We start from the raw sequence: 22,948 nt of genomic DNA on the forward strand, positions 1-22,948 counted from the left end.
AAGAATGATGGATAAAGTCAGAAGTGGATATGCCAACCCAAGCAGCATTAAAGTTGTGTATCTAGGTCTTAGATATGGTGGTTTTTATTATGGAACAGTGATTGAGGCAAAAGCTTGTCATGCGGTTAAGGGGAATTTACCGTACCCATATCCCAAATATATGCACTGCGATTATAAAATCATCGATGAAGATGGTGACACTTATGGCGTTAGTGGAAATGGAATTGATTTTGTTAAAGATTGGTACCCTGTATCAGATGATATTGAAGTAGGTACACAATTATGAGGGAGTCGAAGTTTCAGCAACAAGTCATTCAATTTCTTAAAGACAATAAAGTTTGGTATGTAAAATATTGGGCTGGTAGCAAGTTTACAGTTGAAGGAATTCCTGATTTGCTCGTTTGTATTGATGGTACGTTTCATGGGATAGAGCTTAAAAATGATGAGTATTATGAATCAAAATTACAAGCTTACAACATGGGGTTAATTAATACAAATAGTGGTGAAGGATATATATTACGACCAAATAAGGTAAAGGAAAACAAATTTCCAGAATTTGATTATTATCAACTCACATTTGATGAGTGGAAAGAAAGGTGGTTTAGATGAGTAAAGGACCAGTTTATTTACCAATCTCATTACTAGATGTATTTGAACTAATTGAAGATGAAAAAGTTGATCAGATATATGTTGAATATAGAAATGAATTACGTATTGGTAAAAGCTTTGAGTTTTCACTTGAGGAAATTAAGGATCAAAATTTCTATATTAAACAGGAATATGTATCTAAGAACGATCAGGAGAGTGATTCATAATGCAATATAGTTACTCCAGGGTTTCACTCTTTAAAGAATGTCCTTATCATTTCAAATTAAAATACATTGATGAGGAACCTGAAATTCCTGATTACAGTGCAAATAGTCCATTGATTCTAGGTGGTGCGTTGCATAAAGGTATCGAAACAAATGCTACTACAATGATTCAAGATTACTACAATTCATACCCAATCATTACAGATGACATAGTGAATGAAGCTATTAAGATGGATCGAATGCTTCCAAAAGTTAAAGAGTTCTTATCAGAGAATTTCCAGCAATGTGAGTTCATCCATGAATACAAAATTGATCGACCAGAATACGTTGGTTATGTCGATTTAATTGTAAAAGGTCCAGACGGTCAATGCTTGGTCATTGATTTTAAATATAGTAACAATATTAAGAATTACATGGACTCAGCACAGCTACACATCTACAAACATTATTTGGAAGAAGATGGATTCAATATCCGACAACTTGGTTTTCTCTTTATTGAAAAAGTAGGAGTTAAACCTGGTAAGACAGAAGACCTGTTTCAATTTCGAAAACGACTTGTTAAAACATTAGCTTCTGCAAAAGTAACATTTCGAGAAATCAAATATGACGAGTCAAAAGTTAATGGATTCTTTAATCAAATCAAGGAAATTGAATCAACAACAGATTATCCGCGTGATCCACATGGTAAATGTTTTAGCTGTGCAGCCATTAATGCTAAAAAGTCTGGTCGATGGACAACATTAACACCACGTGATTATTTAAATTTTGAACAAGATAAGAATGGAGAGATAGTAATGAAATTACCTAGCACAGAACGAAGAAATGTAGAAAAAGTAACAAAACGAGTATTTTGGCTTTATGGCGCACCATTTAGTGGAAAAACAACATTTGCTAACGAATTTCCAAATCCTTTAATGCTGAATACAGATGGTAACATCAGATTTGTTGATGCGCCATTCATTAGTATCGCTGATGAAGTTACTTCAAATGGTCGTATTACTGAGACAGTTAAGGCTTGGGATAAATTGAAAGATACTATTTTTGAGCTTGAGAAAAAAGACAATGATTTTCAAACGATCGTCATTGACCTTTTAGAAGATACGTATCAGTCTGCCAGATCTTATATGTATGAAAAATTGGGCATTGAACATGAGTCAGATAACAGTTTTAAAGCATGGGATATGGTTCGTAATGAGTTCCTAAATGTAATTAAGCGGATTGTCCATTTACCATATGAAAACATCATCTTCATCAGTCATGAAGATATTTCAAAAGATGTGACGAAAAAAACAGGTGATAAAATTACGGCAATTGCACCAAATCTACAAGATAAAGCATCTTTAAAAGTTGCTGGTATGGTTGATATTGTTGGACGTGTAGTAGCTGATGATGACGAGCGTAAAATCATCTTTAAATCTAAAGACTATGTCTTTGGTGGGGGACGATTACCAAATTTACCAGTAACCGAAATTGATCTAAAGGTTCAAGAACTATTAGATGTATATGATTCAGCTAACAAAACTCTAAAGGCTGCACCAACAGTAACTGATGAAGTTGTGGAAGAAAAAACTAAAAAATCACGTCGTAAAAAAGAAGATGTTGCTGATGACGTAGAAGAAAAGACTGATGAAAAAGATGAAGAAACAACTGAGCCACCTAAGCGTAAAAGACGTAATAAAAAAGAAGTAGAAACAGATCCAGAAGATGATGAAACTCCCCCAGGTGAAAAATCTAACGAAACTGAAGAAGCTCCAAAACGTAAAAGACGTGAGCGCAAATCAAAAGATGAAGAGCCTGAACAGGAAGAAAAACCAGCTCGCCGCCGTCGTAAACGAGAGTCAAAGTAAAAACCCCTTTTGATGGGGGAACAATCGAAATATCAGATGACGATTTACCATTTTAATATTTTAGGAGGAAAAATAGATGAGAAAACAGCTAAACACAAAAGAGCAATGGTTTGCAAATACTGAAGAGGAAGCAAACAAAATTGTAGATGAAGCAAAAGAAGAATTTCCCGATGAAATGGTCGGTCATTCTATTCAACAAAAATCAAATAAAGCTGGGGAGTACTTCCTTGTTAAGTTGGATATGAAATTTAATACTCCTGCTGGAATCATGGAAAGTGAATTATCCAATGAATCTGATGAAGATGAGTGGGATGAGGAAGAAACAGAAGAAGTAGAATCTGATGGAGGAGATGAATAATGTGGGTATTCTTTGATAGTTATGAAGGTACGGGCTTAAATTCTGTAAAAATTATCGCAGGATCAAAAGAAGAATTATTGATTGAAATTGGAAAATATTCTTTGAAACACTCACTTGATACATGTTGTTTTGAAATTGGAAAAATTAAAAATAATAAAATTACGAAGGAGACTATTTAACATGACTGAACAAAAATTTGACTGGAGTAAATTTGATAAACAGGTAGACCTTGATGCACTGAAGGACGATGTAAAAACTGCAGAAGAAAATGGTGGCGGTGATTTTCCTGAAATTCCGTTAGGTAAGTATGAAGTAAAAGTAAAAAATATGGAGCTGGGTCAATCAAAAATAAAAGAAGATAAATCTGGTGGCGATCCAATGCTTAAAATTCAATTCCAAATTTTAGATGGTGAATTTAAAGATAGCCTAATTTTTTACAATGGTGTGATGCAGCCGGCAAATGAGAAAGCATTTGGCTTCCAAGTCCACAAGAATAATGAGCTATTACGATCACTTTGGGATGCAGATCATGATGAGGTTGATTTCAATGGATTCGGAGAATATAACGATCTAATTCTCGATATTGCTGAAGAAATCATTGAGGACGAATGGGAGTACATTCTTGAAAAAGGGCGTACAAATAAAGGGTACGAAACGTATGAAGTCTTAGAGATTTTAGATTAATAAAAAGATGGGGATTAATTTCCCCATCTTACACTATTACTTATCAAATCTATTTTTTAGTTCGATATATTTACTTCTACCTTGAGGAGTGAGGCCTGCATATTCCGAAACAACCTGACTGTGAGTAGCATCAGGATAATTTTGATGCTGGTTAGATGAAATACATCTTAATTTCACAAAATTAGGTTCAAAAAAGAATTGATATGTATTGACGAAATCATTATCAATATCAACAGTAGATGTAGCATTTAAAGTGCTTTTAATTTTCTCATATAGTTCTTCATCAGTCATGTGTTTTAACCACCTTTATATTTTATTAAATTATCTCATGAAAGAAGGTGATAGTCATCATATTTTATGACTTCGAGGTTTTTCAATATGATTGGTTAGTTGTAATGATGGACACAGAAACTCAGAGTGAGCACATCTTTATTAATGATGCTGATGGACTACTTAAATTTTATCATCAGCATAAAAAAGATATATGGGTAGGGTTTAATAGTAATGGTTATGATCGATATATTTTAAAGGCTATCATCTGTGGCTTTAATCCAAAAGAAGTGAATGATTGGATCATCGTTAAACACAAAAAGGGCTGGGAATTTAGCCGACAATTTAATTCTATCCAACTTTTTAGTTATGACACGATGGTTAAGAGAGATAAATCATTGAAGCAGTTAGAAGGATTCATGGGACATGATATTAGAGAAACGACAGTACCATTTGATATTCCTCGTAAATTGACAGATGCCGAAATTGATGAAGTCATTTTTTACTGTCGTCATGATGTTCACGAAACAATGGAAGTTTTCGGTCGACAGTTAGTTGAATTTCAATCGCACTTAGCTTTAATTAATGAATTTCAGTTACCTCTGAAACATATTTCTAAAACTCAGGCACAGTTAGCTGCAACAATATTAGGAGCAACCAAAAAAGAAACGGATGATGCTTTCGATATTTTTCTTCCAGAAGTACTACGTATCAACAAGCATACTAATGTACTTGATTTTTTTAGAAATTACACTGGTGATCCTAAAGAGTTAAAGATAGATGTTTTAGGTGTACCACATGTATTTGCTGGTGGTGGAGTACATGGCGCTATTTCAAAATTTTATTATGAATGTGACTCAGACGAATTAATGATCATGGCTGACGTTGATCAACTGTACCCAACTATCATGACAGAATATGATCTATTATCTAGAGGTGTATCTCAACCTGTTAAATTTAAATATATTTTAGATACAAGTTTGAAATTGAAAGAAGAGAAGAAGAAAAAAGAACGTGAACCATACAAGCGTATTTGTAATATTACCTATGGAGCTGAAGGTGATAAATATAATGCAATGTATGATCCAAGAAATAGGTTACTGGTGTGTATATATGGTCAGTTATTCTTATTAGACTTGATAGAAAAATTAGAAGTTTTACCATCGCTGGAACTGATACAATCAAATACCGATGGTATTCTTGTAAAAATTAAACGTGATGATTTTGATTTATTTGATGATTTAGTTTATGAGTGGGAACAGCGTACTCGATTACACATGAGCTTTGACTTTTACAAAAAGATTTATCAAAAAGATGTTAACAATTACTTAATTGTTGATATGGAGGGAGAACATAAATCTAAAGGTGCATACGTTAAAAAATTGGATCATTTAGATTATGATTTACCGATTGTCAATAAAGCAGTGGTTAATTACCTGGTGAAAGGTACACCTGTTGAGGAGACAATTAATCAGAGCGATAAGCTAATAGAATTCCAGAAGATCACTAAGATTAGTGGTAAGTTTGATTACGCGTTGTACGGTAAGAAAAAGAGACATGAACGAGTATTTCGATTGTTTGCCAGCACTTCCGGAAAAGAACTCAAAAAAGTAAAAGGTGATAGTATTCAGAAAATCGGATACACACCAGATATTTGTAAAATTGTTAATACTGATGTGACAAATGAAAAAACCCCTGACTGGTTAGACAGGAGTTGGTATATAGAGTTAACTCAGAAAAGAGTTAAAGATTTTCTTGGTTAATACCGATAATCTGTCGATACATTAACATAATCGTTCTTACCGTTGTACTTATCCATCATTACAATTGGTGTATCTGAAATATCTAAAAAGTTATTCGCACGTTCATAATCATCTTTAGTCCAATTCATAACTGCAGTACCAGAAATATATTCGAATACAAAATACTGAGTTTCTAACTCATCATCATTTTGTTTTAAATATACGTTATGAACAGAATACGATTTCATACCTCTAATTTTAACAACAAGTGGAAATTTAGCTAATGTACGATGTTCTTCGATCTTATCAGTATTAATAAACATACTAATCACTCCTTAAAATTATTTTAAACTAATTGTACCACATGTGAAAGGTAGGTGAATAAAAATTTATAGAGGTTATCTTAAAGGCAGTGAAAAACATGCTGCTGAATCATTTAAAAATAATCCTAAAAAGTTACTGTCTTATGAAACAGTACGGAAATTCGATTCTTTTGTTGGTATTTTAGATGATGAGTTTGTCATGGTGGACATTGATACACCTGCTGAAGCAAAACTACTTTTAAAAATTATCAAATCATTAAACTTAGGTTGTTCAGTTTTAAAAACATCAAAAGGTATTCATGTCTATTTCAAAGGATTTGATTTAACTAAAAATAGTATTGAATGGTATTCGGCAATCGGTGTAGAAGTGACGATTAAATTGGGAAATAAAAATACTGCTGATCCACTAAAGATTGATGGTAAATCTCGTAAGTGGTTAATAAAAACAAATGATTATGATCCATTACCTAAATGGTTATATCCAATGGAGAAAAAGAAAAAATCTAATCCAAGGAGTCCTATTACTGAAATTGATGAAGGAAATAGGAACCAGGAACTATTCAACTATATTCTAAAGCTTCAATCCGTTGGGATGAATAAAAAAGAAATTCGTCAAACAATTAGAATCATCAATAACTTCATACTATCTTCTCCGTTAGATGATTCAGAAATAAATACAATTTTGCGTGATGAAGCTTTTTTGAAAGAATCATTTTTTAAAGGAAATATTTTTCTTCATGATCATTTCGCAAAGTTTTTAATTGCTGAACATAATATCATTACGATTATGGATGTACTGCACATTTATAAAGACGGTGTGTATTCAGATAATCAGAATGAGATTGAGCGAGCGATGATTAAACACCTACCTCATTTAACCAAAGCTCGTAGAATGGAAGTTTTAAGTTATATCCAATTGAAGGCTGAAGAAAAAACGTTAGCAGCTACTCATTATGTGGCCGTCCAGAATGGTATTTTAAATTTAGAGACCTGGGAACTGATGAGTTTTGATCCTAATATAATCATTAAGAACAAAATTCCGGTAAATTATGTGAAAGATGCTTACTACGAAGTGACAGATAGTACATTAAATAAAATTGCTTGTCATGATAAATCACTTCGAAAAGTACTTGAAGAGATATTCGGTTATATTTTGTTACGTCGGAATGAGTTGGGTAAAGCTTTCATTTTAACTGGTGGGGGAAGTAACGGTAAATCGTCTTACTTAAAAATTGTTCGTAAACTTGCTGGAGAAGATAATACATCTTCTTTGGATCTAAAAGAACTCAATCAACGATTTAAAACTGCTGAACTATTTGGTAAGTTAGCAAATATTGGTGATGATATTTCTGGTGAATACATCAAGGATAATTCTGAATTTAAAAAGCTTGTAACTGGTGAAGCTCTTAACGTAGAACGAAAAGGGCGAGATCCATTTGATTTCACGAATTACTCAAAACTAATTTTCTCAGCTAACCGGATGCCACGAATTAATGATACAAGTAATGGGTTGATGCGTAGATTAATGATGATTCCTTTCAATGCAAAATTTACATCTGAAGATAAGGACTTTGATCCGTTTATTCAAGATAAATTAATATCTCAACAGTCAATGGAATATGTTTTACAATTGGCCATCCTAGGTTTAAAACGATTATTAAAAAATAGAAAATTCTCACCTTCCAGAACAATTGATAAAGAAACTACAAAATACGAAGAACAAAATAATCCGATCATTGGATTCCTTAAAGAAGTTGAACCTAAGTTAGAGAATGAAGTTGTTGCTGACATTCATCGTATCTATCAAGTGTGGTGTGTAGATAATGGTTTTCAACCTACGTCATCAAATGTATTTAGTAGAGAAATAAATCGTTTAAAAAATTTATCAACTAAAGTTCAACGTATAGATGGAAAGCCTAAAAAAATTTTTATCATGAAATAAACACTATATAATAGAAGAAACTTTTTTTATAAAAAATTAGGCGTGGTCATTTTTGACCTAATTCGGCTGTTTTTGGTCAAATTTTACCCATTTTTGACACCTGTTTTTTGGTTAAAAGTAGTAAAAAAGGTCTCTGTTACGACTCTAACCGTAACATGTAACGATTAACCGTAACAGCTGTACACTTAGAGTATCAAGGTGTTGAGCGATTCTGTTACGGTGTTACGGTTACTTGTAACTTCTTTTATATTAATAGTCCTTAAATTTTTTATCTATTATTTATAATATAAAAAAATAGGGTTTTAACCGTAACATTTTCAGTTTAAAAACGCTGTAACCTTTGAGGCTCTAGGTGTTAGGTGTGTTACGGTTAAAAATGTGAGCAGTAACAAAATGGAGGTGAAACGTTGAAAGAAGAGAATCAAGTTAAAAAAAGTTATTTAAAAAGGTATCGACGTTATCAACAAAAAATAAAACGACTTGAAGAAAAACTTCTTGAAATAGATAATCGAATAACAGGAATTAAAAGTGTTGAGATAAAAGATATGCCTAGTGGTGGTCAAACTGTTACGATTGAAGATTTATTTGTTCAAAAAGAAGAAACGAAAAAAAGAATCAAAAACTTAACTGACATCAATAAACAAAATCGTTTAGAAATTTATCACTGTATCGATCAGTTAGAAGATGATCGTAGTGCTGAAGTATTAGAATGTTTCTTTATAGATTCAATGACCTTTGAAGAAATAGCAGATATGAAACATTATTCAGTAAGGCATATTGTTAGTCTTTATGCTCAAGGTTTAGATAATGTTAAGTTACCTATTTCATAAACAGTTCACTTTCACTTCAGTTTTAGTTCACTTTTTGTTCAGTTTTACTTCATTACTAAAGTTAAAAAATTGTTGTAATATGATAGTATCGAAAAATATATGAAGGGACATTTCACTTTTTGTGAGGTGTCTTTTTTACTTAAGGTTAAGGAGTTGAGAAAAATGAGAGAAGCAACACGTCAACAAAAACAATTTATTGATGAATTCTTGAAATTACGTAAAAAAAATCAAAAACAAGCTGCAATTAACGCTGGATATAGTAAGAAAACTGCTCAAGTTCAATCTTCTCAGCTTCTTAAGAATCCTTATGTGCTGGAATACCTTGAAATTAGAGAAAAGCAAATTGAAATTGAACTAAAACGTGAGTTTTTCTTTGATGCAATTGAAGCTAGGGACGTTATGAGCAAGATTATGAACGATAAATCAGCAAAAGATTCCGATCGATTGACAGCAGCGAGAGATTTCTTGGATCGTGCGGGTTATAAAGCAGTAGAAATTCATGAAATTAATGGAAAAGTTGATTTGAATGCTGAAGGATTATCTGATGTTGAATTGGATCAAAAAATTGCAGATCTGAAAAAAGAGATCGGGATGATTTCAGATGGATAAATTTGAGTATTATAGAAATTTGAAAGAATTGAAAAAGTTAAAAAGGGAGAAGTTATTACGAAATGCTCGTAGTGACTTTTTTTCATACTGTCAATTAATGGTTCCTGATTTTTATAAGTCTGATCGACAATACTTGAAAAAACTTTGTTACGAGTTTGAAGATTTCATGGATTCTGACGATGACATTCTTGTTCTAAATGTACCACCTAGACATGGTAAATCACTAACTGCAGGTCGATTTGTTGAATGGAAGCTAGGTAACAATCCTAAACTTCGAGTAGCTACAGGATCATATAATGAAGATATGGCAACTGATTTTTCAAAAGAGGTTCGAGATACTATAGCCGAAGAAAGAGTTACAGATGATCAGGTTGTTTATAATGATATCTTTCCGAGGGCTAAACTAAAGCATGGGACTTCAGCTGCTAAACGCTGGGCATTACAGGGATCAAAATTATCATATCTAGCAACATCACCTGGTGGTTCTGGAACTGGTAAAGGGTTTGACTTTATGATTATTGATGATGTTATCAAAGGGATTAAAGAAGCCTTAAATGAAGTTGAATTACAAAAGCACTGGGACTGGTTTACAAAACAAATGCTATCTCGTGTGGAGTCGGGTGGTAAAATTGCCGTTATTATGACAAGATGGCACTCTAAAGACTTGGCTGGGCACATTATTGATGAGATGCCAGCCATGGGATACAAAATTAGGACGGTTATCATGCAAGCACTAATTGATGAAAAGACCGAAACTATGCTCTGTTCATCTGTCTTATCTTACAAAGATTATAAAAAGAAATGTGCTGCAATGGGAATTGATATTGCATCAGCCAACTATCAACAAGTTCCAATTGACCAAAAAGGACGATTGTACCTAGATGGTTTTAATGAGTATGAACAATCAGATTTACCAGAAATAATTCATACTTATGCTTATACAGATACCGCAGATGAAGGTGACGATAAGCATGCAATGTATATCTTCGGTCAAACTCTAGATAATAAAGCTTATATTTTGGACATTCTTTATACAGTAGAAGATCAAGGAATAACCAGAGACAAGACCGTTGAAAAACTATATAAAAATGAAGTGAATACAGCTTGGTTTGAATCTAACAATGGTGGTACTGGATATGCTAGAAGTGTCAGCGATAAGCTCAAAGAAAAATATCGAACAAATCAAACTGTAATTAAATGGTTTCACCAATCAAAAAATAAAAAAGCTAGAATAATTACGAATGCACCTTGGATCATGGAAAATGTATTTTTCCCTAAAGGATGGAAGCATCGTTGGCCAGAACTCTATGAAGATTTAATGTCTTATCAAAAACAAGGTAAAAATAAACATGATGATGCACCAGATGGGCTAACTGGCATTGCAGAAATTTGCGCGAATAAATTGAGAGCTTCGACTCAATCAAAAAAACAAAAATATAAACAAGTTAAACGAATGTTTTAAAGGAGTGTGAAAAATGGAAAATCAAAAAATATCAGATGAAACATATGAAGAATCAAGTGATAATACTTTAAAAGTAAACGAGTTTGAACATGCTTCAGACATTCGATATTCTAGTGATGTGACTGAGAATTACGTCAGTTTCGGTGTAGAATCGAATATTCATTATCGATATAGTTCTGCTGAAGAACTTCTGGATAATCCTGATATTTTAGCAAAGATGATTTATCATCACTATCAACATCAAGTTCCTCGTCTGCAGGTATTGGATGATTATTACAAGGCTAAAAATACGAATATCATTAAAAATCGTAGACGAAAGGAGCCAGAGAAAGCTGATCATCGTTCAGCTCATAACTTTGGCAAAGTTCTTGCCACATTTGACGTAGGTTATAATACGGGAAACCCAATCAAGGTACAAATTAAACCTAAAAAGAGACAGACAGTCATTGATGATTTTAATCTGGATAATGACATTGATGGTCTGAATGGTGAACTTTGGTTAGATATGGATAAATACGGACGCGCTTATGAAGTGATCTATCGTGATGAAGATGACGTTGACTATGTTGATCTATGCAATGTCTTTGAGACGTTTGTTATTTATGATACATCGGTGAAGCGGAGACCGATCGCAGCTGTTCGATATCCTAAAACTAAGTTTACAGTGGATGCTGATAAACAATATATACAGCCAATAATCTACACTGAAGACAAGATCATAACTTATGAAGAAACTATTCTCTCTGCAATCCAACTTAAAAATCCCGATGAAGCACCTCATGAATACAAAGAGGTTCAGATTACTGAATTTTCACCGAATCGTTTCAGAATGGGCTTATATGAAGATGTTCTTTCATTAATAGATTTATATGATGCTGGTCAATCAGATACAGCAAACTACATGACGGATCTCAATGATGCCTTGCTGGTTATTAGCGGGGACATTGATGCAGCTGGTATGACATCTGAAGATGCTGCCAAACAAAAAGAAGCCAATATGCTTTTGCTTGAATCAGGAACAGATATCAACGGTAATAAAACATCAATTAATGCTGGGTATATTTACAAGCAGTATGATGTTAATGGGGTGGAAGCTTATAAAGAAAGAGTTAGAAAAGGAATCCATGAAATTTCTATGGTTCCGGATTTGACCGATACAAACTTTTCTGGTGTCCAGTCCGGTGAAGCTATGAAGTATAAAATGTTTGGATTTAACCAAATGACGGCAGTGAAGCAGAGACTATTTAAAAAAAGTCTTGTGCGGCGCTATCGTCTTTTATTTAACCTAAAATCAAGTGTTTCTGAGATTGATAACTCTGATTTAAAGGGGTTACGGATTGTATTTACTCCAAATCTACCAAAAGCAATTCTTGAAGAGTTAAAAACATTAGTTGATTCTGGTGCTGAACTTAGTCAAGAGACCATTTTAGGTCTAGCATCATTTATTGATGATGTTCAAGCCGAAATGGATCGGGTAAAGAAAGAATCTGAATCCACTCCAAGAACTGATCAAGAAAAAGCACAGTTAAAAAAAGAACAGGCAGAATTTTTAGCCAAACAGGATCAACCGAAGGAGGACTGATCTAAATGTCCTATTTAAAAGATCGGGAAGATGCATGGATTAAAGAACAAATCAAACTTGATAAAGTCCGTGAAAAGGAAATAATAAAACAACTGCAGCATGCTATTGATTCTATTCAAACGGAAATTGATGCAAACTGGGATAGATTTTCTAATGGTCAACAGATTACGATCAGTGAAGCTCGAAAGCGTGCAGCGAAAATGGACGTGGAACGATTCCAGCGTAAAGCAAAAGAATATGTTGAGAATAAGGATTTTAGCCCCCAAGCAAACAAAGAGCTTAAAATCTACAATCTTGTTATGAGAGTTTCACGTTTAGAACTGCTTAAGGCTCAAATCGGGCTAGAATTGGTTACTCTGTTTGATGGCTTGGATAAATGGGGTTATAGCCAACTGTCATCTGCTGCCAAGGAAGAATATCTTCGTCAAGCCGGTATCTTGGGCAGCACTCTGGATGAAAACTATTCTAAAAAAGTTTCTTCTATTGTAAATGCTTTTTTTAAGTCCAGAGAGTATGCATCATTCAGTGATAATATCTGGCAAAACTTCACTGAAATGAAAGCTGATTTAGAAAAATTGCTGACAAAAGCAATTACTCAAGGTAAAAATCCTAGAACTGTAGCTAGCGAACTTGCAAAGTTCTTAAAGCCTAACCAAGAAAACATCCGTTACAAACTCAATCGATTAATGATCACTGAAATGACGGCGATCCAAACTGACATTCAAAAGCAAAGCTATTTGGATGCTGAAATAGAAGATTATGATTATATCGCTGAGCCTTCTGCTTGTGAGATATGTAAAAAAGTAGCTATAGGAAGTCCCTATAAAGTGGTAAAAATGGTTAAGGGTGTGAACGCTCCGTTTATGCATCCGTTTTGCAAATGCTCTACTGCACCACATGTTGATCGTGATTCGTTTGAAAAAACATTAAAGAAACGAGGGTTATGAAATGGCTAAAGAAAAGTATGTATGTAATAAGTGCGGCAAGCACACTCCGTTTGTTCAAGAAGTAGAAAATTTGCCAGATGGTGTGGAACGTCATTATGCTGGATGCCAATCATGTGGTTATCAGTCAACAATCTTCTATATCGATTCTGAGATTAAATCCCTAATGTACCAACAAAAGAACACGGCTTTTGGTACGAAAAAGAAAGAACGGTTAACGAAACAGATTCAAGGTCTTATGGACGATCTGAAACAAAAAATAGAAAGCAAGGGTGAAAATGATGAAAACAAATAATAAAGAAAAATTAATGGATTTGGCAGTTGATATTCTCACCGACACAAACATTAATGAACTAGAGACCGTCGACGTTTCTGAAACCCACTATGACGATGGTTCAGTTGGAGTATCTATCAATCTAACTTATCCAGCAGTCAAAGTCGAAAAAAATCAGTTAACTACAACAGTTGAAATTGATGGAGAAGCAATTGCAAAGAAAATTTCAGATGCAATTTCTACAGATAAGATAAAAAGAAATGCTATATCGAATAGAATGTAGTTTTAAGTCTAGTTGATCACTAGGCTTTTTATTATGCCTTTTCTTGCTGAAGGCGTTAAAGAACAGCTTGTTTCGGCTGACTGGCGTAACTAGTCAAATTTATCGGGTAGCGGCGTAACCGTGGAGGAATAATCATGAAAAAACGTTTATTAATGCCATTACATTTACAATTCTTTGCTGATCCAGATGGAGGTAGCGGTGAACCAGGAGGAACAGGAACTCCGCCAGCAGGTGATCCCAATCCGAATGATCCAGCGAATCCTGATGATCCAGATGGAGCTGGTAATGGAGACAAAACTTTTACTCGTGATGAAGTAGCAAAAATGATTGCTGCTGAGAAAAACAAAGCTTTTAAAGCTTGGGAAAAAGAGCAACAAGAGAAGCAGGCTGAAGCTGAAAAACTAGCCAAGATGAATGCTCAGGAAAAGGCTGAACATGAGAAGAAACAATTAGAAGCGAAAATTGCAGAATTGGAACGTGGTCAGACTTTAGCCGCTATGACAACAGAAGCATCTAAAATGCTGTCAGAAGCTAGTTTGCCACATGATGATGATTTACTCAGCTTGATTGTTTCAGATGATGCAGAAGCTACTAAGGGAGCTGTGGCGATCATTACGAACTTTGTATCTAAGATCAAAAAAGAAAATGCTCGTCAACAAACTCCAGCTGCTGGCGGTCAGTTCGATACAAGCGGAAATAAAAAAATGTCGACAGCAGAGTTAGCAAAACAAACACGAATTATAAAATAGGAGGATTCACACATGAAAAAGAACTTAATGAAAATGGATTTACAAACTTTTGCAGTACCAAAATTTACACCTGATCACGCTAAATTGTATGAACAAATGGATGGAACAATTCCTGATAAGTACAATGAATTGATCTTAAAAGAAGTTATGGAAAACTCTAAAATGATGCAGCTGGCAAAATATGAAGAAATGGACGGAAAAGAAAAAGAGTTCCAATATTTTGCTGAAGGACCAGGAGCTTACTGGGTAGGTGAGGCAGAAAAGATCAAAACATCTACTGCAAAATGGTTAACAGTAAAAATGGTAGCGAAAAAAGCGGCTGTCATTGTTTTAGCTTCTCGTGAATATTTACAATATGAACGCTCAACATTCTTTGATGAAATGCGACCAAAAATTGCAGAAGCTATTTATAAGAAGATTGATGCTGCAACTATCTTGAATCAAGAAAATCCATTTCCACAATCGATTGATCAATCTGCGGTGTCGGCAGGACATGTTCTTGAAACTGATTTGACTTATGACGCTGTTATTGAATTGCAAGATCTTTTAGAAGAAGAAGACTTTGAACCAAATGCGTTCATCTCTACACGAAAAAATCGTAAAACGTTACGTGAAGCTTCTAAGGTGATTGGAAATCAAACAGAATTAATTTATGACCGAAATAACAATACACTCGATGGATTACCGGTTGTTGATCTAAAAGCACAGGAAAAAGGAACATTATACACTGGTGACTTTGATCATATGTTTTATGGTATTCCGTATAACTTGTCTTATAAAATCTCAGAAGAAGCGCAACTTTCAACTATCGTTGATGAAAATGAAGATCCGATCAACCTGTTCGAGCGTGAAATGATGGCTATGCGTGTAACAATGGATATTGGTTTCATGCTTGTTAAGGATGGCGCATTCGCTAAAATCAAATCTAAAGAAATTCCGGAAGGGTAGGTAAACAAAATGAGAGTAACGGTAAATCAAGTATTTCGTGACATTCATACAAAAGAAGTGTATGAAGTTGGCCAAATTATTGAAATGACTGACGATCGTTATGATGAGATCATTGAAAATTTAGGTGATGGTTTTATTCAGATTGTTGAAGAAGGATTTCCAAAAATGATCAAGCGTGGACATTATGAATTATCTAACGGAGAACAAATTGAAGCAAATAAACAGGAAGCTGTTCAAGCAGAAGCAGCTCTTTCGGCTGAGTAGGTGACTATTTATGGCAGATGAAACTAATTCAATTGCTACAGATGTCAAGACGTTGTTAGAAGGTAATGTTGACGATAAACTCTCGGTAATCGAACGCAGGACGAAAGAACGGCTGCGTTCCTTGCTTGGTGATCCGGAAAGCATCCCCTCGCAATTTGAATATATTTCTTATGAGGTAACTCTTAAACGATTCAATAGAATCGGTAATGAGGGGATGCAGTCGTATTCTCAAGAAGGTTTGTCTATGGCGTTTCCTGACTCTGACTTTTCAGAATACCAAGACACAATCGACAAGTATCGCCGGAAAGATGAGGAAGCCTTTTACAAACCGAAAAAAGGAGTGTTCCGATTCAAATGAGATACGATAAATCAATTGTGTTCGTAGCGGAATCATCTGATTCTCACTATGATTCTGATCTTGGTGAGTGGGTAGAATCTGAACCGAAGCGAACAGATACCACTGCAAATGTCACAGATTTGGGAACTGATCGATCGGTTGCCATCTTTGGAACAATTAAAGAAGGGGCTAAGGTCATCCGGACACAGCCTCTTTTTTCTGTTCCAGAATGGGATTATATCGAATACCTTGATAAAACTTATCAGCTAGTAACTGAACGAGTTCCCCAGGAGCGCCACAGTTTAATTGTTCAGGAAGTGATCAAAGATGGGTAAGGGATCATTTAAAATAAACGGCCTTGCTGGTCTTTCAAAAAAATTAAAAAAGAATGCCAGTATGGATGATGTTAAAACAATCGTAAAAACAAATACTGCAGAACTAACAGCAGAAATGCAAAGAGAATCTCAAATCGTTTTGACTGGACACTGGGAAGGTAAGAAGTTTGTCAAACCAACAGGCGCAACCAAACGAAGTATTACTATGCATATGTCAAACAATGGTTTTGCTGGCCACAGTGGACCAAAAACAGAGTATGCACCTTACTTGATCCGTGGTACTAGATATATGGTTAAGCGTGATTTCTTCTTGCCACCACTTCGAAAGCAAAAACAGAAATTTAGATCTGACTTAGAAAGGTTGATGCAGTAGTGATAAAAACAAGAGAGCAATCAATCTTTGATGCAATGTTTAAGTGTTCCGAGAAATTGGGTTTCAAAACCTATGACTTTAAACCGATGGATGATGTTCCTTATCCGTTCGTTGAGTTTGAAGACACTCAGACCATTCATCAACCTAATAAAACTGATATTAAAGGATCGGTGATACTGGTTTTGTCGGTTTGGGGCTTACAGAGGAAAAGAAAGCAGGTGTCTGATATGGCAGCTGCTCTTTTTGATGGAGCTTTACAGATTGACAAGACTATCGGCTATTCTTGGTCGCTAAATATACAATCGAGTGATATTAAAATCGTAGATGATTTATCTACTAATACGCCGCTTAAACGGGCGATAGTAACTCTTGAATTTAGAATTTTATAGAAAGAAGGAATTGAATTATGGCAGAAGCATTAAAAGGTGTAGATATTATTTTGCTTTTCAGATTACTAAAAAAATCTACAGAAGAAGCAGCATGGAAATTGGCATATCAAACAGAACATGAAAATACAAAATCAAAAGATAGTGAAAGTACCGCAACAAAAGATGGCCCGATTCGTACTCCAGGGGCTCTTGAATTCGATTTCTCTGCTACTTCCATCTTATCTAAAAGTGATCCATATGTAGATGAGTTAGAAGATGCACTCGATAATGACGAAATTATTGAGATTTGGGAAATTAACAAAGCCGAAAAAGGAACAGGTGAAAACGCCGATAAATACAAGGCTAAATACTACCAAGGATATGTAACTAGCTTTGGTAAAAATCCGAATGCTGAGGATTCCGTTGAGCTCTCTTTAGAATTTGGGATCAATGGTAAAGGTGCCAAGGGTTATGCGACATTGACAGCTGATCAAGAAGAAGTTGTTCAATATATCTTTAAAGATACAACCAAAGAAGAAACTGTTCCAGAAGGATAAAACACAATTTTTAAGAAGGTTAGTGAAAACTAGCCTTCTTTTAATTTTAGGAGGAAACCACATGCAAATCGAAATTAACAAAAAAAAATACAATTGCAAATTCGGCATAAAATTTGTTCGCGAGTTAGACAAAAAATTTAGTGTCAAAAAAGAGGGCGTAGAGTTCGGATTTTCTCTAAGCACAAAATTACCTGAATTGGCTGGAGGAAACGCAGCTACATTATCCGATTTTCTTTATACCGCAACAATTACAGAATCACCACGCCCAAGTCAGGATGAAATCGATGACTATATTGATAACGTGGAAAACATTGAGGCTGTTTTTGATGAAGTGTTGAAAGAACTAGAAGAAAGTAATGCGGGGAAGTTAGCGGTAAGAACGCTCAAACAGAATCTAGCGGAACAGATAAGTCTGGAAACAGAAGCGGAAGGGAACTAAGTTCTGCCGAAACTTATGAACGAATTTTGATTAATGCGTTTCGATTCTTAGGAATGGTAAATATTACGGAGATTGAGCGAATGACTTTATATGAATATGAAGTACGGATGCTCGCTTGCCAACTTAAAAGGTTGGACCAGGAGTTTAATGCTCATATGCAGGCATGGACGTCTCGTCAAATAAAAGCCACTAAAGGGAAAAAACAGGAACCCTATTACAAGGATTTCAAAAAGTTTTTTGATTATGAAAAGAAAGAAAAAGAAATTCTTGGTATGTCTTTGATTGATGAAAAAATCGATGATACTGCAGTTGATCTTCTTAGAAAAGCCAATAATTGAGGGAAGGAGGAAAATAATGGAAACTTATTCTGTTGAAGCAATCTTAGCTGCTACCGATAAAAGCTTTTCAAAAACCATGAATGATGCAGAAAAATCAATGGGTGGTTTAGGTAAGCAGTCCAATGAACTTGGAGATCAACTTTCTGCAAGTACAAAAAAAGGCGGAGAGCTTACTAAATCCATTCTCGGAACAGCAATGGGCGTTGGTGCTATTAAATTAGTTTCTAGTGCAATGGGAATGGTCAAGGATTCAGTTGCTGGAGCTATAAGCCGTTTTGATACGTTAAACAAATATCCAGTTGTTATGAAGTCTTTAGGCTATTCTGCAGAAGATGTTGATAAATCAATGACTAAGCTAGGTGATGGTATTGACGGGTTGCCAACTTCACTCGATGAAATTGTGGCCAGCACTCAACAGTTATCTATAGCAACAGGTAGTTTGAGGACTGGTACAGACACAGCAATCGCTCTTAATAATGCGTTTCTTGCATCAGGAGCTTCTACAGCTGATGCCAGTCGAGGAATGCAACAATATATTCAAATGTTAGGAAAAGGCGAAGTTGATATGCAGTCATGGCGTTCACTTCAAGAAACTATGCCAGTTGCGATGGATAAAGTTGCCAAGTCATTTAAAGAACAGGGTGTTACTTCAGTAAATGATCTATATGATGCATTGAAAGAAGGCGATATTACTTTCAAAGAATTCAATGGTCGTTTAATTGAATTGAATGAAGGCGTTGGCGGCTTTGCTGACTTAGCTCGAAAAAACTCTGAGGGTGTAGCAACTTCGTGGCAGAATATCAAAACAGCTACAGTCAAAGGTGTAACTACTGTCATTCAAGCATTTAATAATATGATCCAAGAGGTCACCGGAAAGTCCATTGCTAAAAACTTAGATGGATTAAAAGTTCTAGTAAATAGTACATTCAATTCAATCAAGTTAATTATCCAGGGGACTACACCAGTAGTAAAATTGTTTGCCCAAGGGATCTCAGGTCTAATAACTGTAGCTAAGCCTTTAGAACCCGTTCTATTTGGTATTGCAGCAGCTTTCGCCGCCTTGAAGATAATTCAAGGTATTAATAGTCTTGTTCAGAAATCATATGAGCTGTTCTATTTGGCCGGAATGTCTGGTAAGGCACTCACAATTGTAACGAAAGCTCAGGCAGCTGCTCAGTTAGCAGGAACGGCTGCCACAAAAGCGGATATTATGGCAAGAGCTGCACAGAACGGACAGGTCACTATCGGAACGGCTCTGATTGGACTAATGACAGGTGCAGTTAGTTTAAGTACAGTAGCTACCACTTTAATGACAGCTGCAACTACCGCTTTTAATGTGGCTTTAAAAGTTTTATTGGGTCCAGTAGGTTGGGTTATGGCTGCAGTTGGTGGATTAACAGCAGCTGGTATAGCTTTGTGGAAATGGCTAAATAAAGAAACTGAGGCATCCAAAAAACTTAATGCGGAGCAAGATAAGCTCTCTCAATCAACCAAGACGTTAACTGACTCGGTAGAACAGAATTCAAATACTAGAAAAGATAATTTACGAGATATTGCAAGTAATGCCACTGCTTATCAAAAATTAGGTGATTCCGTAACTGACTTGGCCAGCAAAGAAAAATTATCTGCAGTTGAAAAGAAATTATTGAAGTCAAATGTGGATGAGTTAAATAAATCAGTTTCTGGTTTGAATCTTATCTATGATCAAGAATCGAATAAATTATCAATGTCGACTGAACAAATAAAAGCTCGTATTGCTGCGTTACAACAACAAGAATCAGCGAATGTTTCTCAACAAGCCTTGACAGATATTTTGAAAGAGCAGGCCAGCGTTGAATCGAAATTGAAAGAAAATTCAACAATGAGACAAGAGTGGAATGACAAACTCAAAGACGGCTCCGTCAAAATGAAAGAGTATAGAGACGCTGTTAAAGGATTGGATGATCAAGAAAAAACACTAAAATCAACTCAAGCTGATCTTAAAACAGAATATACTTCTACTCAGGAAGTGCTAGAAAGCTCCTTGAATTCAGTAGCGCAAGCGACAGAAGCTGGGGTGTTTAAACAAGTAATTTCCTATCAAACTCTAAATGATGCTCAAAAAACAACCGTTGATAATATGAAAGCAAAATGGCAAGAATACGCCGATGCTGCTACAAACATGTTTGATACATTGACAGATAAGCAAACAATGTCTGTCCAACAAATGCAAGCTAATTTAGAGGAAAATCAACGAGTAATTGGCACTTGGGCTGACAACATTTCCAACTTAGCTGATCGTGGTCTTGATGAAGGATTACTTAACAAACTTCGTGAAGCAGGACCAGAATCCGCTGGCTATGTTGCTGCATTAGTTTCGGCATCTGATGAAGAATTAAACAAGATGAGCGAAACATTCCGTAATGGTGCTGAAGTAGCGACAACAGCATTTAAGACTGCATTCAAAACTGGCGATATTCCAGGAGAAGTCACTGCGATGGTTACTAGTGCAAAAGAGTCTTTATCTAGTCAAATTCAAACTGCAAACTTCGGAGAATTGGGTAAAAATGTTGCGCAAGGGACTGCACAAGGTATTAATGAAGGAGCTCCAGAAGCTGGGAAAGCCAGTCAAGATATGGCAAGTGATGTCGCTGAAAAATTTGCCGGAGAACTTGATATTAATTCCCCATCTAGAGTATTTAAAAGCTACGGTGGATTTATTGCAGATGGTGTTGTACTTGGTATTCAAGAAAGTGCAAGTAAAGTAAAAGCAGCAATTGATTCGTTAGCAACTATTTTCACAGCTAGCGGACTCAAGATCAATCAAGAAGCTGCCAACATTTCCCGATCTATTCCTCGTTCTTTTGACAATTTAGACAATGAAATGAATTCAATTGGTATTAATATCATGGCCGGACTGGCTAATGGAATTAATGCTGGCGCATCTGCAGCTTTATTGGCTGCACAGAATATCGCTAATCAGATTATAAACACAACTAAAAATGCTCTTGATATCCATTCACCTTCTAGAGTTATGAGGGATGAAGTCGGCAAGATGATTCCAGCTGGTATCGCTGTTGGTATTCAGAAAAATTTAAGTATTGTCAAAAAGCCAATGGAAAAACTTGGTGAAAAATTGTATTCTTCATCTGGAATCTTCGATAAGAATCAACCACAACTTGGCTTCAATGATCCGTCATCTTCATGGGCTTTTTCTGGTAATCTTGCTACAGGAATTACAATTGAAGTTCCTGTGAATTTAGATGGTAAACAAATTGCTAAAGTTACAGCGAAACCTATGAGTAAAGAACTTAAGCAACTAACAAATAAACAAAATACAGCATTAGGAAGGAGAGGTTAGATGTACGATTTTACTGATACAAATAACAATGGTTCATCTAAAACTATTCTTCCTTCCGAAGCTATGAGCTTTAACGGCGTTTTCTTAGAAAATATCATTCCAGGATATCGAACCTTAAATGTAGTCGGTCGAGAATTAGCTGCTACTGAAATTCAAAGTTATCAACTGGGGATTCGTGACGGTATGAGGCAAGTTTATTCTCGTATTCCTGAACGAGAGTTAATCGTCAAATATAAAATAGACGCTCCGACAAATGAAGATTTTCGTGATCGATTTAATCGTTTGAACGTTGCACTTTTCAGTGAAAAAGATGTAGAGATCTGGTTTAATGATGAACCTGAAATGTTATGGAGTGGGAGTAAATCGGATGTTGATAATGTTCCGGAAGGTGTCAATCATGCTGTGGGAACTTTTACAGTATCTCTAAGTGATCCTTATAAATATACTCGATCTGATGCAACCAGTGTTACTTGGGGATCTAAAGTAATCACCTTTCAATCCAATTATTTGATGGGAAATACAGGTTCTGGTGCTGCCAACATGCCAATATTAATTGAGGGCGGTGCTTATTGGGGTTCAACAATGATTACTTTCCAGAACCGATCATACTTAATGGGGGATGATGGGAAAGAATCAAAACCTATTGAGATTTATCCGACCGTTGAAGGTTTGAAAGTTAAACCAGAGATATTTCTGAAAGGAACTGGTCGAGGTGTATGGATTAAAACAAGGAATGACACAATCGATTTAGGAGATTTTGACAATGCTGAAATTCTCATCGATACTCAAAAGTTCTATATTACTAAAAATGGTCAACCAATGATCAGACCAATGAACGATTTTTATATTTATCCAAATGAGCCACTTTACATTCAAGCTAAGGATAGTGATTTTGCTTTAACAATTCGTTATCCAAATAGATTCTTATAGGGGGTGAT

30 protein-coding genes are annotated in these 22,948 nt (G+C 35.2%); 28 read left to right on the forward strand and 2 right to left on the reverse strand.

What is annotated here, in order from left to right:
• The first annotated feature begins 7 nt into the window (after positions 1 to 7).
• The 7 genes from CC204_RS17800 to CC204_RS17830 all read left to right on the forward strand — a co-directional run bounded on the left by CC204_RS17800 (position 8) and on the right by CC204_RS17830 (position 3,701).
• Entirely contained in the window at positions 8 to 286 is a 279-nt protein-coding gene (locus tag CC204_RS17800) for a hypothetical protein (protein ID WP_157894321.1), read from the forward strand.
• Positions 283 to 609 (forward strand): hypothetical protein, encoded by a 327-nt coding sequence (locus CC204_RS17805; RefSeq protein WP_227011196.1) that lies wholly within the window; start codon positions 283 to 285, stop codon positions 607 to 609. Before CC204_RS17800 ends, CC204_RS17805 begins: the two co-directional genes overlap by 4 nt.
• A complete protein-coding gene (locus CC204_RS17810) occupies positions 606 to 815 on the forward strand; it encodes a hypothetical protein (RefSeq protein WP_088271398.1) in 210 nt (69 codons plus the stop codon). Before CC204_RS17805 ends, CC204_RS17810 begins: the two co-directional genes overlap by 4 nt.
• Positions 815 to 2,659 carry an AAA family ATPase gene (locus tag CC204_RS17815; RefSeq protein ID WP_088271399.1) on the forward strand — a complete coding sequence of 615 codons (1,845 nt, stop codon included), beginning with the start codon at positions 815 to 817 and terminating at the stop codon, positions 2,657 to 2,659. Before CC204_RS17810 ends, CC204_RS17815 begins: the two co-directional genes overlap by 1 nt.
• Positions 2,660 to 2,735: 76 nt before the next feature.
• A complete protein-coding gene (locus CC204_RS17820; protein WP_088271400.1) occupies positions 2,736 to 3,017 on the forward strand; it encodes a hypothetical protein in 282 nt (93 codons plus the stop codon).
• Entirely contained in the window at positions 3,017 to 3,196 is a 180-nt protein-coding gene (locus CC204_RS17825; protein ID WP_088271401.1) for a hypothetical protein, read from the forward strand. Before CC204_RS17820 ends, CC204_RS17825 begins: the two co-directional genes overlap by 1 nt.
• A gap of 1 nt (position 3,197) precedes the next feature.
• Positions 3,198 to 3,701: a DUF669 domain-containing protein gene (locus CC204_RS17830; protein ID WP_088271402.1), complete on the forward strand. Its 504-nt coding sequence runs from the start codon at positions 3,198 to 3,200 to the stop codon at positions 3,699 to 3,701.
• A 36-nt stretch (positions 3,702 to 3,737) separates the two neighbouring features.
• On the opposite strand, the gene CC204_RS17835 is transcribed toward CC204_RS17830, so the two are convergent.
• Positions 3,738 to 3,992, reverse strand: a complete 255-nt coding sequence (locus CC204_RS17835; protein WP_088271403.1) for a hypothetical protein — start codon at positions 3,990 to 3,992, stop codon at positions 3,738 to 3,740.
• Between the two features lie 104 nt (positions 3,993 to 4,096).
• On the opposite strand from CC204_RS17835, the gene CC204_RS17840 reads away from it, so the two are divergent.
• Positions 4,097 to 5,734 carry a hypothetical protein gene (locus CC204_RS17840; protein WP_227011197.1) on the forward strand — a complete coding sequence of 546 codons (1,638 nt, stop codon included), beginning with the start codon at positions 4,097 to 4,099 and terminating at the stop codon, positions 5,732 to 5,734.
• On the opposite strand, the gene CC204_RS17845 is transcribed toward CC204_RS17840, so the two are convergent.
• Complete coding sequence (locus tag CC204_RS17845) at positions 5,731 to 5,961, reverse strand: hypothetical protein (protein ID WP_157894322.1); 231 nt, start codon at positions 5,959 to 5,961, stop codon at positions 5,731 to 5,733. The two genes, CC204_RS17840 and CC204_RS17845, sit on opposite strands and share 4 nt — an antisense overlap.
• A 277-nt stretch (positions 5,962 to 6,238) precedes the next feature.
• Here CC204_RS17845 and CC204_RS17850 point away from each other — a divergent pair, with 277 nt between their 5' ends.
• The 20 genes from CC204_RS17850 to CC204_RS17945 all read left to right on the forward strand — a co-directional run bounded on the left by CC204_RS17850 (position 6,239) and on the right by CC204_RS17945 (position 22,940).
• Positions 6,239 to 7,978: a phage/plasmid primase, P4 family gene (locus tag CC204_RS17850; RefSeq protein WP_227011198.1), complete on the forward strand. Its 1,740-nt coding sequence runs from the start codon at positions 6,239 to 6,241 to the stop codon at positions 7,976 to 7,978.
• A 407-nt stretch (positions 7,979 to 8,385) separates the two neighbouring features.
• Complete coding sequence (locus CC204_RS17855) at positions 8,386 to 8,808, forward strand: DUF1492 domain-containing protein (RefSeq protein WP_088271406.1); 423 nt, start codon at positions 8,386 to 8,388, stop codon at positions 8,806 to 8,808.
• A gap of 162 nt (positions 8,809 to 8,970) precedes the next feature.
• On the forward strand, positions 8,971 to 9,417 hold the full coding sequence (locus CC204_RS17860) for a terminase small subunit (RefSeq protein WP_088271407.1): 447 nt from the start codon (positions 8,971 to 8,973) through the stop codon (positions 9,415 to 9,417).
• Positions 9,410 to 10,879, forward strand: coding sequence for a phage terminase large subunit (gene terL / locus CC204_RS17865; RefSeq protein WP_088271408.1), 1,470 nt, complete (start codon positions 9,410 to 9,412; stop codon positions 10,877 to 10,879). Before CC204_RS17860 ends, terL begins: the two co-directional genes overlap by 8 nt.
• A gap of 13 nt (positions 10,880 to 10,892) precedes the next feature.
• Complete coding sequence (locus CC204_RS17870) at positions 10,893 to 12,461, forward strand: phage portal protein (RefSeq protein ID WP_088271409.1); 1,569 nt, start codon at positions 10,893 to 10,895, stop codon at positions 12,459 to 12,461.
• A gap of 5 nt (positions 12,462 to 12,466) precedes the next feature.
• A complete protein-coding gene (locus tag CC204_RS17875) occupies positions 12,467 to 13,408 on the forward strand; it encodes a minor capsid protein (RefSeq protein WP_088271410.1) in 942 nt (313 codons plus the stop codon).
• Position 13,409: 1 nt separating this feature from the next.
• Positions 13,410 to 13,700, forward strand: coding sequence for a hypothetical protein (locus CC204_RS17880; RefSeq protein WP_088271411.1), 291 nt, complete (start codon positions 13,410 to 13,412; stop codon positions 13,698 to 13,700).
• Positions 13,687 to 13,962 carry a hypothetical protein gene (locus CC204_RS17885; RefSeq protein ID WP_088271412.1) on the forward strand — a complete coding sequence of 92 codons (276 nt, stop codon included), beginning with the start codon at positions 13,687 to 13,689 and terminating at the stop codon, positions 13,960 to 13,962. The genes CC204_RS17880 and CC204_RS17885 overlap by 14 nt, the downstream gene beginning before the upstream one ends.
• Before the next feature lie 134 nt (positions 13,963 to 14,096).
• Positions 14,097 to 14,711 (forward strand): DUF4355 domain-containing protein, encoded by a 615-nt coding sequence (locus CC204_RS17890; protein ID WP_088271413.1) that lies wholly within the window; start codon positions 14,097 to 14,099, stop codon positions 14,709 to 14,711.
• 12 nt (positions 14,712 to 14,723) lie between these two features.
• Positions 14,724 to 15,659, forward strand: a complete 936-nt coding sequence (locus CC204_RS17895; protein WP_088271414.1) for a phage major capsid protein — start codon at positions 14,724 to 14,726, stop codon at positions 15,657 to 15,659.
• A 9-nt stretch (positions 15,660 to 15,668) separates the two neighbouring features.
• The gene (locus CC204_RS17900) at positions 15,669 to 15,923 is read left to right on the forward strand and encodes a hypothetical protein (protein ID WP_088271415.1); all 255 of its coding nucleotides are present in this window, start codon (positions 15,669 to 15,671) and stop codon (positions 15,921 to 15,923) included.
• A 10-nt stretch (positions 15,924 to 15,933) separates the two neighbouring features.
• Positions 15,934 to 16,281: a phage head-tail connector protein gene (locus tag CC204_RS17905; protein WP_088271416.1), complete on the forward strand. Its 348-nt coding sequence runs from the start codon at positions 15,934 to 15,936 to the stop codon at positions 16,279 to 16,281.
• Positions 16,278 to 16,595, forward strand: coding sequence for a hypothetical protein (locus CC204_RS17910; RefSeq protein WP_088271417.1), 318 nt, complete (start codon positions 16,278 to 16,280; stop codon positions 16,593 to 16,595). The genes CC204_RS17905 and CC204_RS17910 overlap by 4 nt, the downstream gene beginning before the upstream one ends.
• Positions 16,588 to 16,968 (forward strand): HK97-gp10 family putative phage morphogenesis protein, encoded by a 381-nt coding sequence (locus CC204_RS17915; RefSeq protein WP_088271418.1) that lies wholly within the window; start codon positions 16,588 to 16,590, stop codon positions 16,966 to 16,968. Before CC204_RS17910 ends, CC204_RS17915 begins: the two co-directional genes overlap by 8 nt.
• Complete coding sequence (locus tag CC204_RS17920) at positions 16,968 to 17,357, forward strand: phage capsid protein (RefSeq protein WP_088271419.1); 390 nt, start codon at positions 16,968 to 16,970, stop codon at positions 17,355 to 17,357. Before CC204_RS17915 ends, CC204_RS17920 begins: the two co-directional genes overlap by 1 nt.
• A 17-nt stretch (positions 17,358 to 17,374) precedes the next feature.
• Entirely contained in the window at positions 17,375 to 17,893 is a 519-nt protein-coding gene (locus CC204_RS17925; RefSeq protein WP_088271420.1) for a phage major tail protein, TP901-1 family, read from the forward strand.
• A 61-nt stretch (positions 17,894 to 17,954) separates the two neighbouring features.
• A complete protein-coding gene (locus CC204_RS17930; protein WP_088271421.1) occupies positions 17,955 to 18,332 on the forward strand; it encodes a tail assembly chaperone in 378 nt (125 codons plus the stop codon).
• 80 nt (positions 18,333 to 18,412) lie between these two features.
• Entirely contained in the window at positions 18,413 to 18,670 is a 258-nt protein-coding gene (locus CC204_RS17935) for a hypothetical protein (RefSeq protein WP_088271422.1), read from the forward strand.
• 16 nt (positions 18,671 to 18,686) lie between these two features.
• Positions 18,687 to 22,010 carry a tape measure protein gene (locus CC204_RS17940; protein ID WP_088271423.1) on the forward strand — a complete coding sequence of 1,108 codons (3,324 nt, stop codon included), beginning with the start codon at positions 18,687 to 18,689 and terminating at the stop codon, positions 22,008 to 22,010.
• Positions 22,011 to 22,940: a distal tail protein Dit gene (locus CC204_RS17945; RefSeq protein WP_010765153.1), complete on the forward strand. Its 930-nt coding sequence runs from the start codon at positions 22,011 to 22,013 to the stop codon at positions 22,938 to 22,940.
• Positions 22,941 to 22,948 lie beyond the last annotated feature (8 nt).

Origin of the sequence: Enterococcus wangshanyuanii (genome assembly GCF_002197645.1) — a bacterium.
In the GTDB taxonomy this organism is placed as follows: domain Bacteria; phylum Bacillota; class Bacilli; order Lactobacillales; family Enterococcaceae; genus Enterococcus_L; species Enterococcus_L wangshanyuanii.

What these genes read in the sequence shown, in the direction of transcription:
- CC204_RS17900 (WP_088271415.1), top strand. Translation starts at nt 15,669, where the DNA reads ATGAGAGTAACGGTAAATCAAGTATTTCGTGACATTCATACAAAAGAA.
- CC204_RS17815 (WP_088271399.1), top strand. Translation starts at nt 815, where the DNA reads ATGCAATATAGTTACTCCAGGGTTTCACTCTTTAAAGAATGTCCTTAT.
- CC204_RS17890 (WP_088271413.1), top strand. Translation starts at nt 14,097, where the DNA reads ATGAAAAAACGTTTATTAATGCCATTACATTTACAATTCTTTGCTGAT.
- CC204_RS17940 (WP_088271423.1), top strand. Translation starts at nt 18,687, where the DNA reads ATGGAAACTTATTCTGTTGAAGCAATCTTAGCTGCTACCGATAAAAGC.
- CC204_RS17835 (WP_088271403.1), bottom strand. Translation starts at nt 3,992, where the DNA reads ATGACTGATGAAGAACTATATGAGAAAATTAAAAGCACTTTAAATGCT.
- CC204_RS17840 (WP_227011197.1), top strand. Translation starts at nt 4,097, where the DNA reads ATGATGGACACAGAAACTCAGAGTGAGCACATCTTTATTAATGATGCT.
- CC204_RS17910 (WP_088271417.1), top strand. Translation starts at nt 16,278, where the DNA reads ATGAGATACGATAAATCAATTGTGTTCGTAGCGGAATCATCTGATTCT.
- CC204_RS17800 (WP_157894321.1), top strand. Translation starts at nt 8, where the DNA reads ATGGATAAAGTCAGAAGTGGATATGCCAACCCAAGCAGCATTAAAGTT.
- CC204_RS17875 (WP_088271410.1), top strand. Translation starts at nt 12,467, where the DNA reads ATGTCCTATTTAAAAGATCGGGAAGATGCATGGATTAAAGAACAAATC.
- CC204_RS17895 (WP_088271414.1), top strand. Translation starts at nt 14,724, where the DNA reads ATGAAAAAGAACTTAATGAAAATGGATTTACAAACTTTTGCAGTACCA.
- CC204_RS17930 (WP_088271421.1), top strand. Translation starts at nt 17,955, where the DNA reads ATGCAAATCGAAATTAACAAAAAAAAATACAATTGCAAATTCGGCATA.
- CC204_RS17810 (WP_088271398.1), top strand. Translation starts at nt 606, where the DNA reads ATGAGTAAAGGACCAGTTTATTTACCAATCTCATTACTAGATGTATTT.
- CC204_RS17905 (WP_088271416.1), top strand. Translation starts at nt 15,934, where the DNA reads ATGGCAGATGAAACTAATTCAATTGCTACAGATGTCAAGACGTTGTTA.
- CC204_RS17820 (WP_088271400.1), top strand. Translation starts at nt 2,736, where the DNA reads ATGAGAAAACAGCTAAACACAAAAGAGCAATGGTTTGCAAATACTGAA.
- CC204_RS17945 (WP_010765153.1), top strand. Translation starts at nt 22,011, where the DNA reads ATGTACGATTTTACTGATACAAATAACAATGGTTCATCTAAAACTATT.
- CC204_RS17915 (WP_088271418.1), top strand. Translation starts at nt 16,588, where the DNA reads ATGGGTAAGGGATCATTTAAAATAAACGGCCTTGCTGGTCTTTCAAAA.
- CC204_RS17935 (WP_088271422.1), top strand. Translation starts at nt 18,413, where the DNA reads ATGACTTTATATGAATATGAAGTACGGATGCTCGCTTGCCAACTTAAA.
- CC204_RS17825 (WP_088271401.1), top strand. Translation starts at nt 3,017, where the DNA reads ATGTGGGTATTCTTTGATAGTTATGAAGGTACGGGCTTAAATTCTGTA.
- CC204_RS17830 (WP_088271402.1), top strand. Translation starts at nt 3,198, where the DNA reads ATGACTGAACAAAAATTTGACTGGAGTAAATTTGATAAACAGGTAGAC.
- CC204_RS17925 (WP_088271420.1), top strand. Translation starts at nt 17,375, where the DNA reads ATGGCAGAAGCATTAAAAGGTGTAGATATTATTTTGCTTTTCAGATTA.
- CC204_RS17870 (WP_088271409.1), top strand. Translation starts at nt 10,893, where the DNA reads ATGGAAAATCAAAAAATATCAGATGAAACATATGAAGAATCAAGTGAT.
- CC204_RS17860 (WP_088271407.1), top strand. Translation starts at nt 8,971, where the DNA reads ATGAGAGAAGCAACACGTCAACAAAAACAATTTATTGATGAATTCTTG.
- terL (WP_088271408.1), top strand. Translation starts at nt 9,410, where the DNA reads ATGGATAAATTTGAGTATTATAGAAATTTGAAAGAATTGAAAAAGTTA.
- CC204_RS17805 (WP_227011196.1), top strand. Translation starts at nt 283, where the DNA reads ATGAGGGAGTCGAAGTTTCAGCAACAAGTCATTCAATTTCTTAAAGAC.
- CC204_RS17880 (WP_088271411.1), top strand. Translation starts at nt 13,410, where the DNA reads ATGGCTAAAGAAAAGTATGTATGTAATAAGTGCGGCAAGCACACTCCG.
- CC204_RS17845 (WP_157894322.1), bottom strand. Translation starts at nt 5,961, where the DNA reads ATGAAATCGTATTCTGTTCATAACGTATATTTAAAACAAAATGATGAT.
- CC204_RS17885 (WP_088271412.1), top strand. Translation starts at nt 13,687, where the DNA reads ATGAAAACAAATAATAAAGAAAAATTAATGGATTTGGCAGTTGATATT.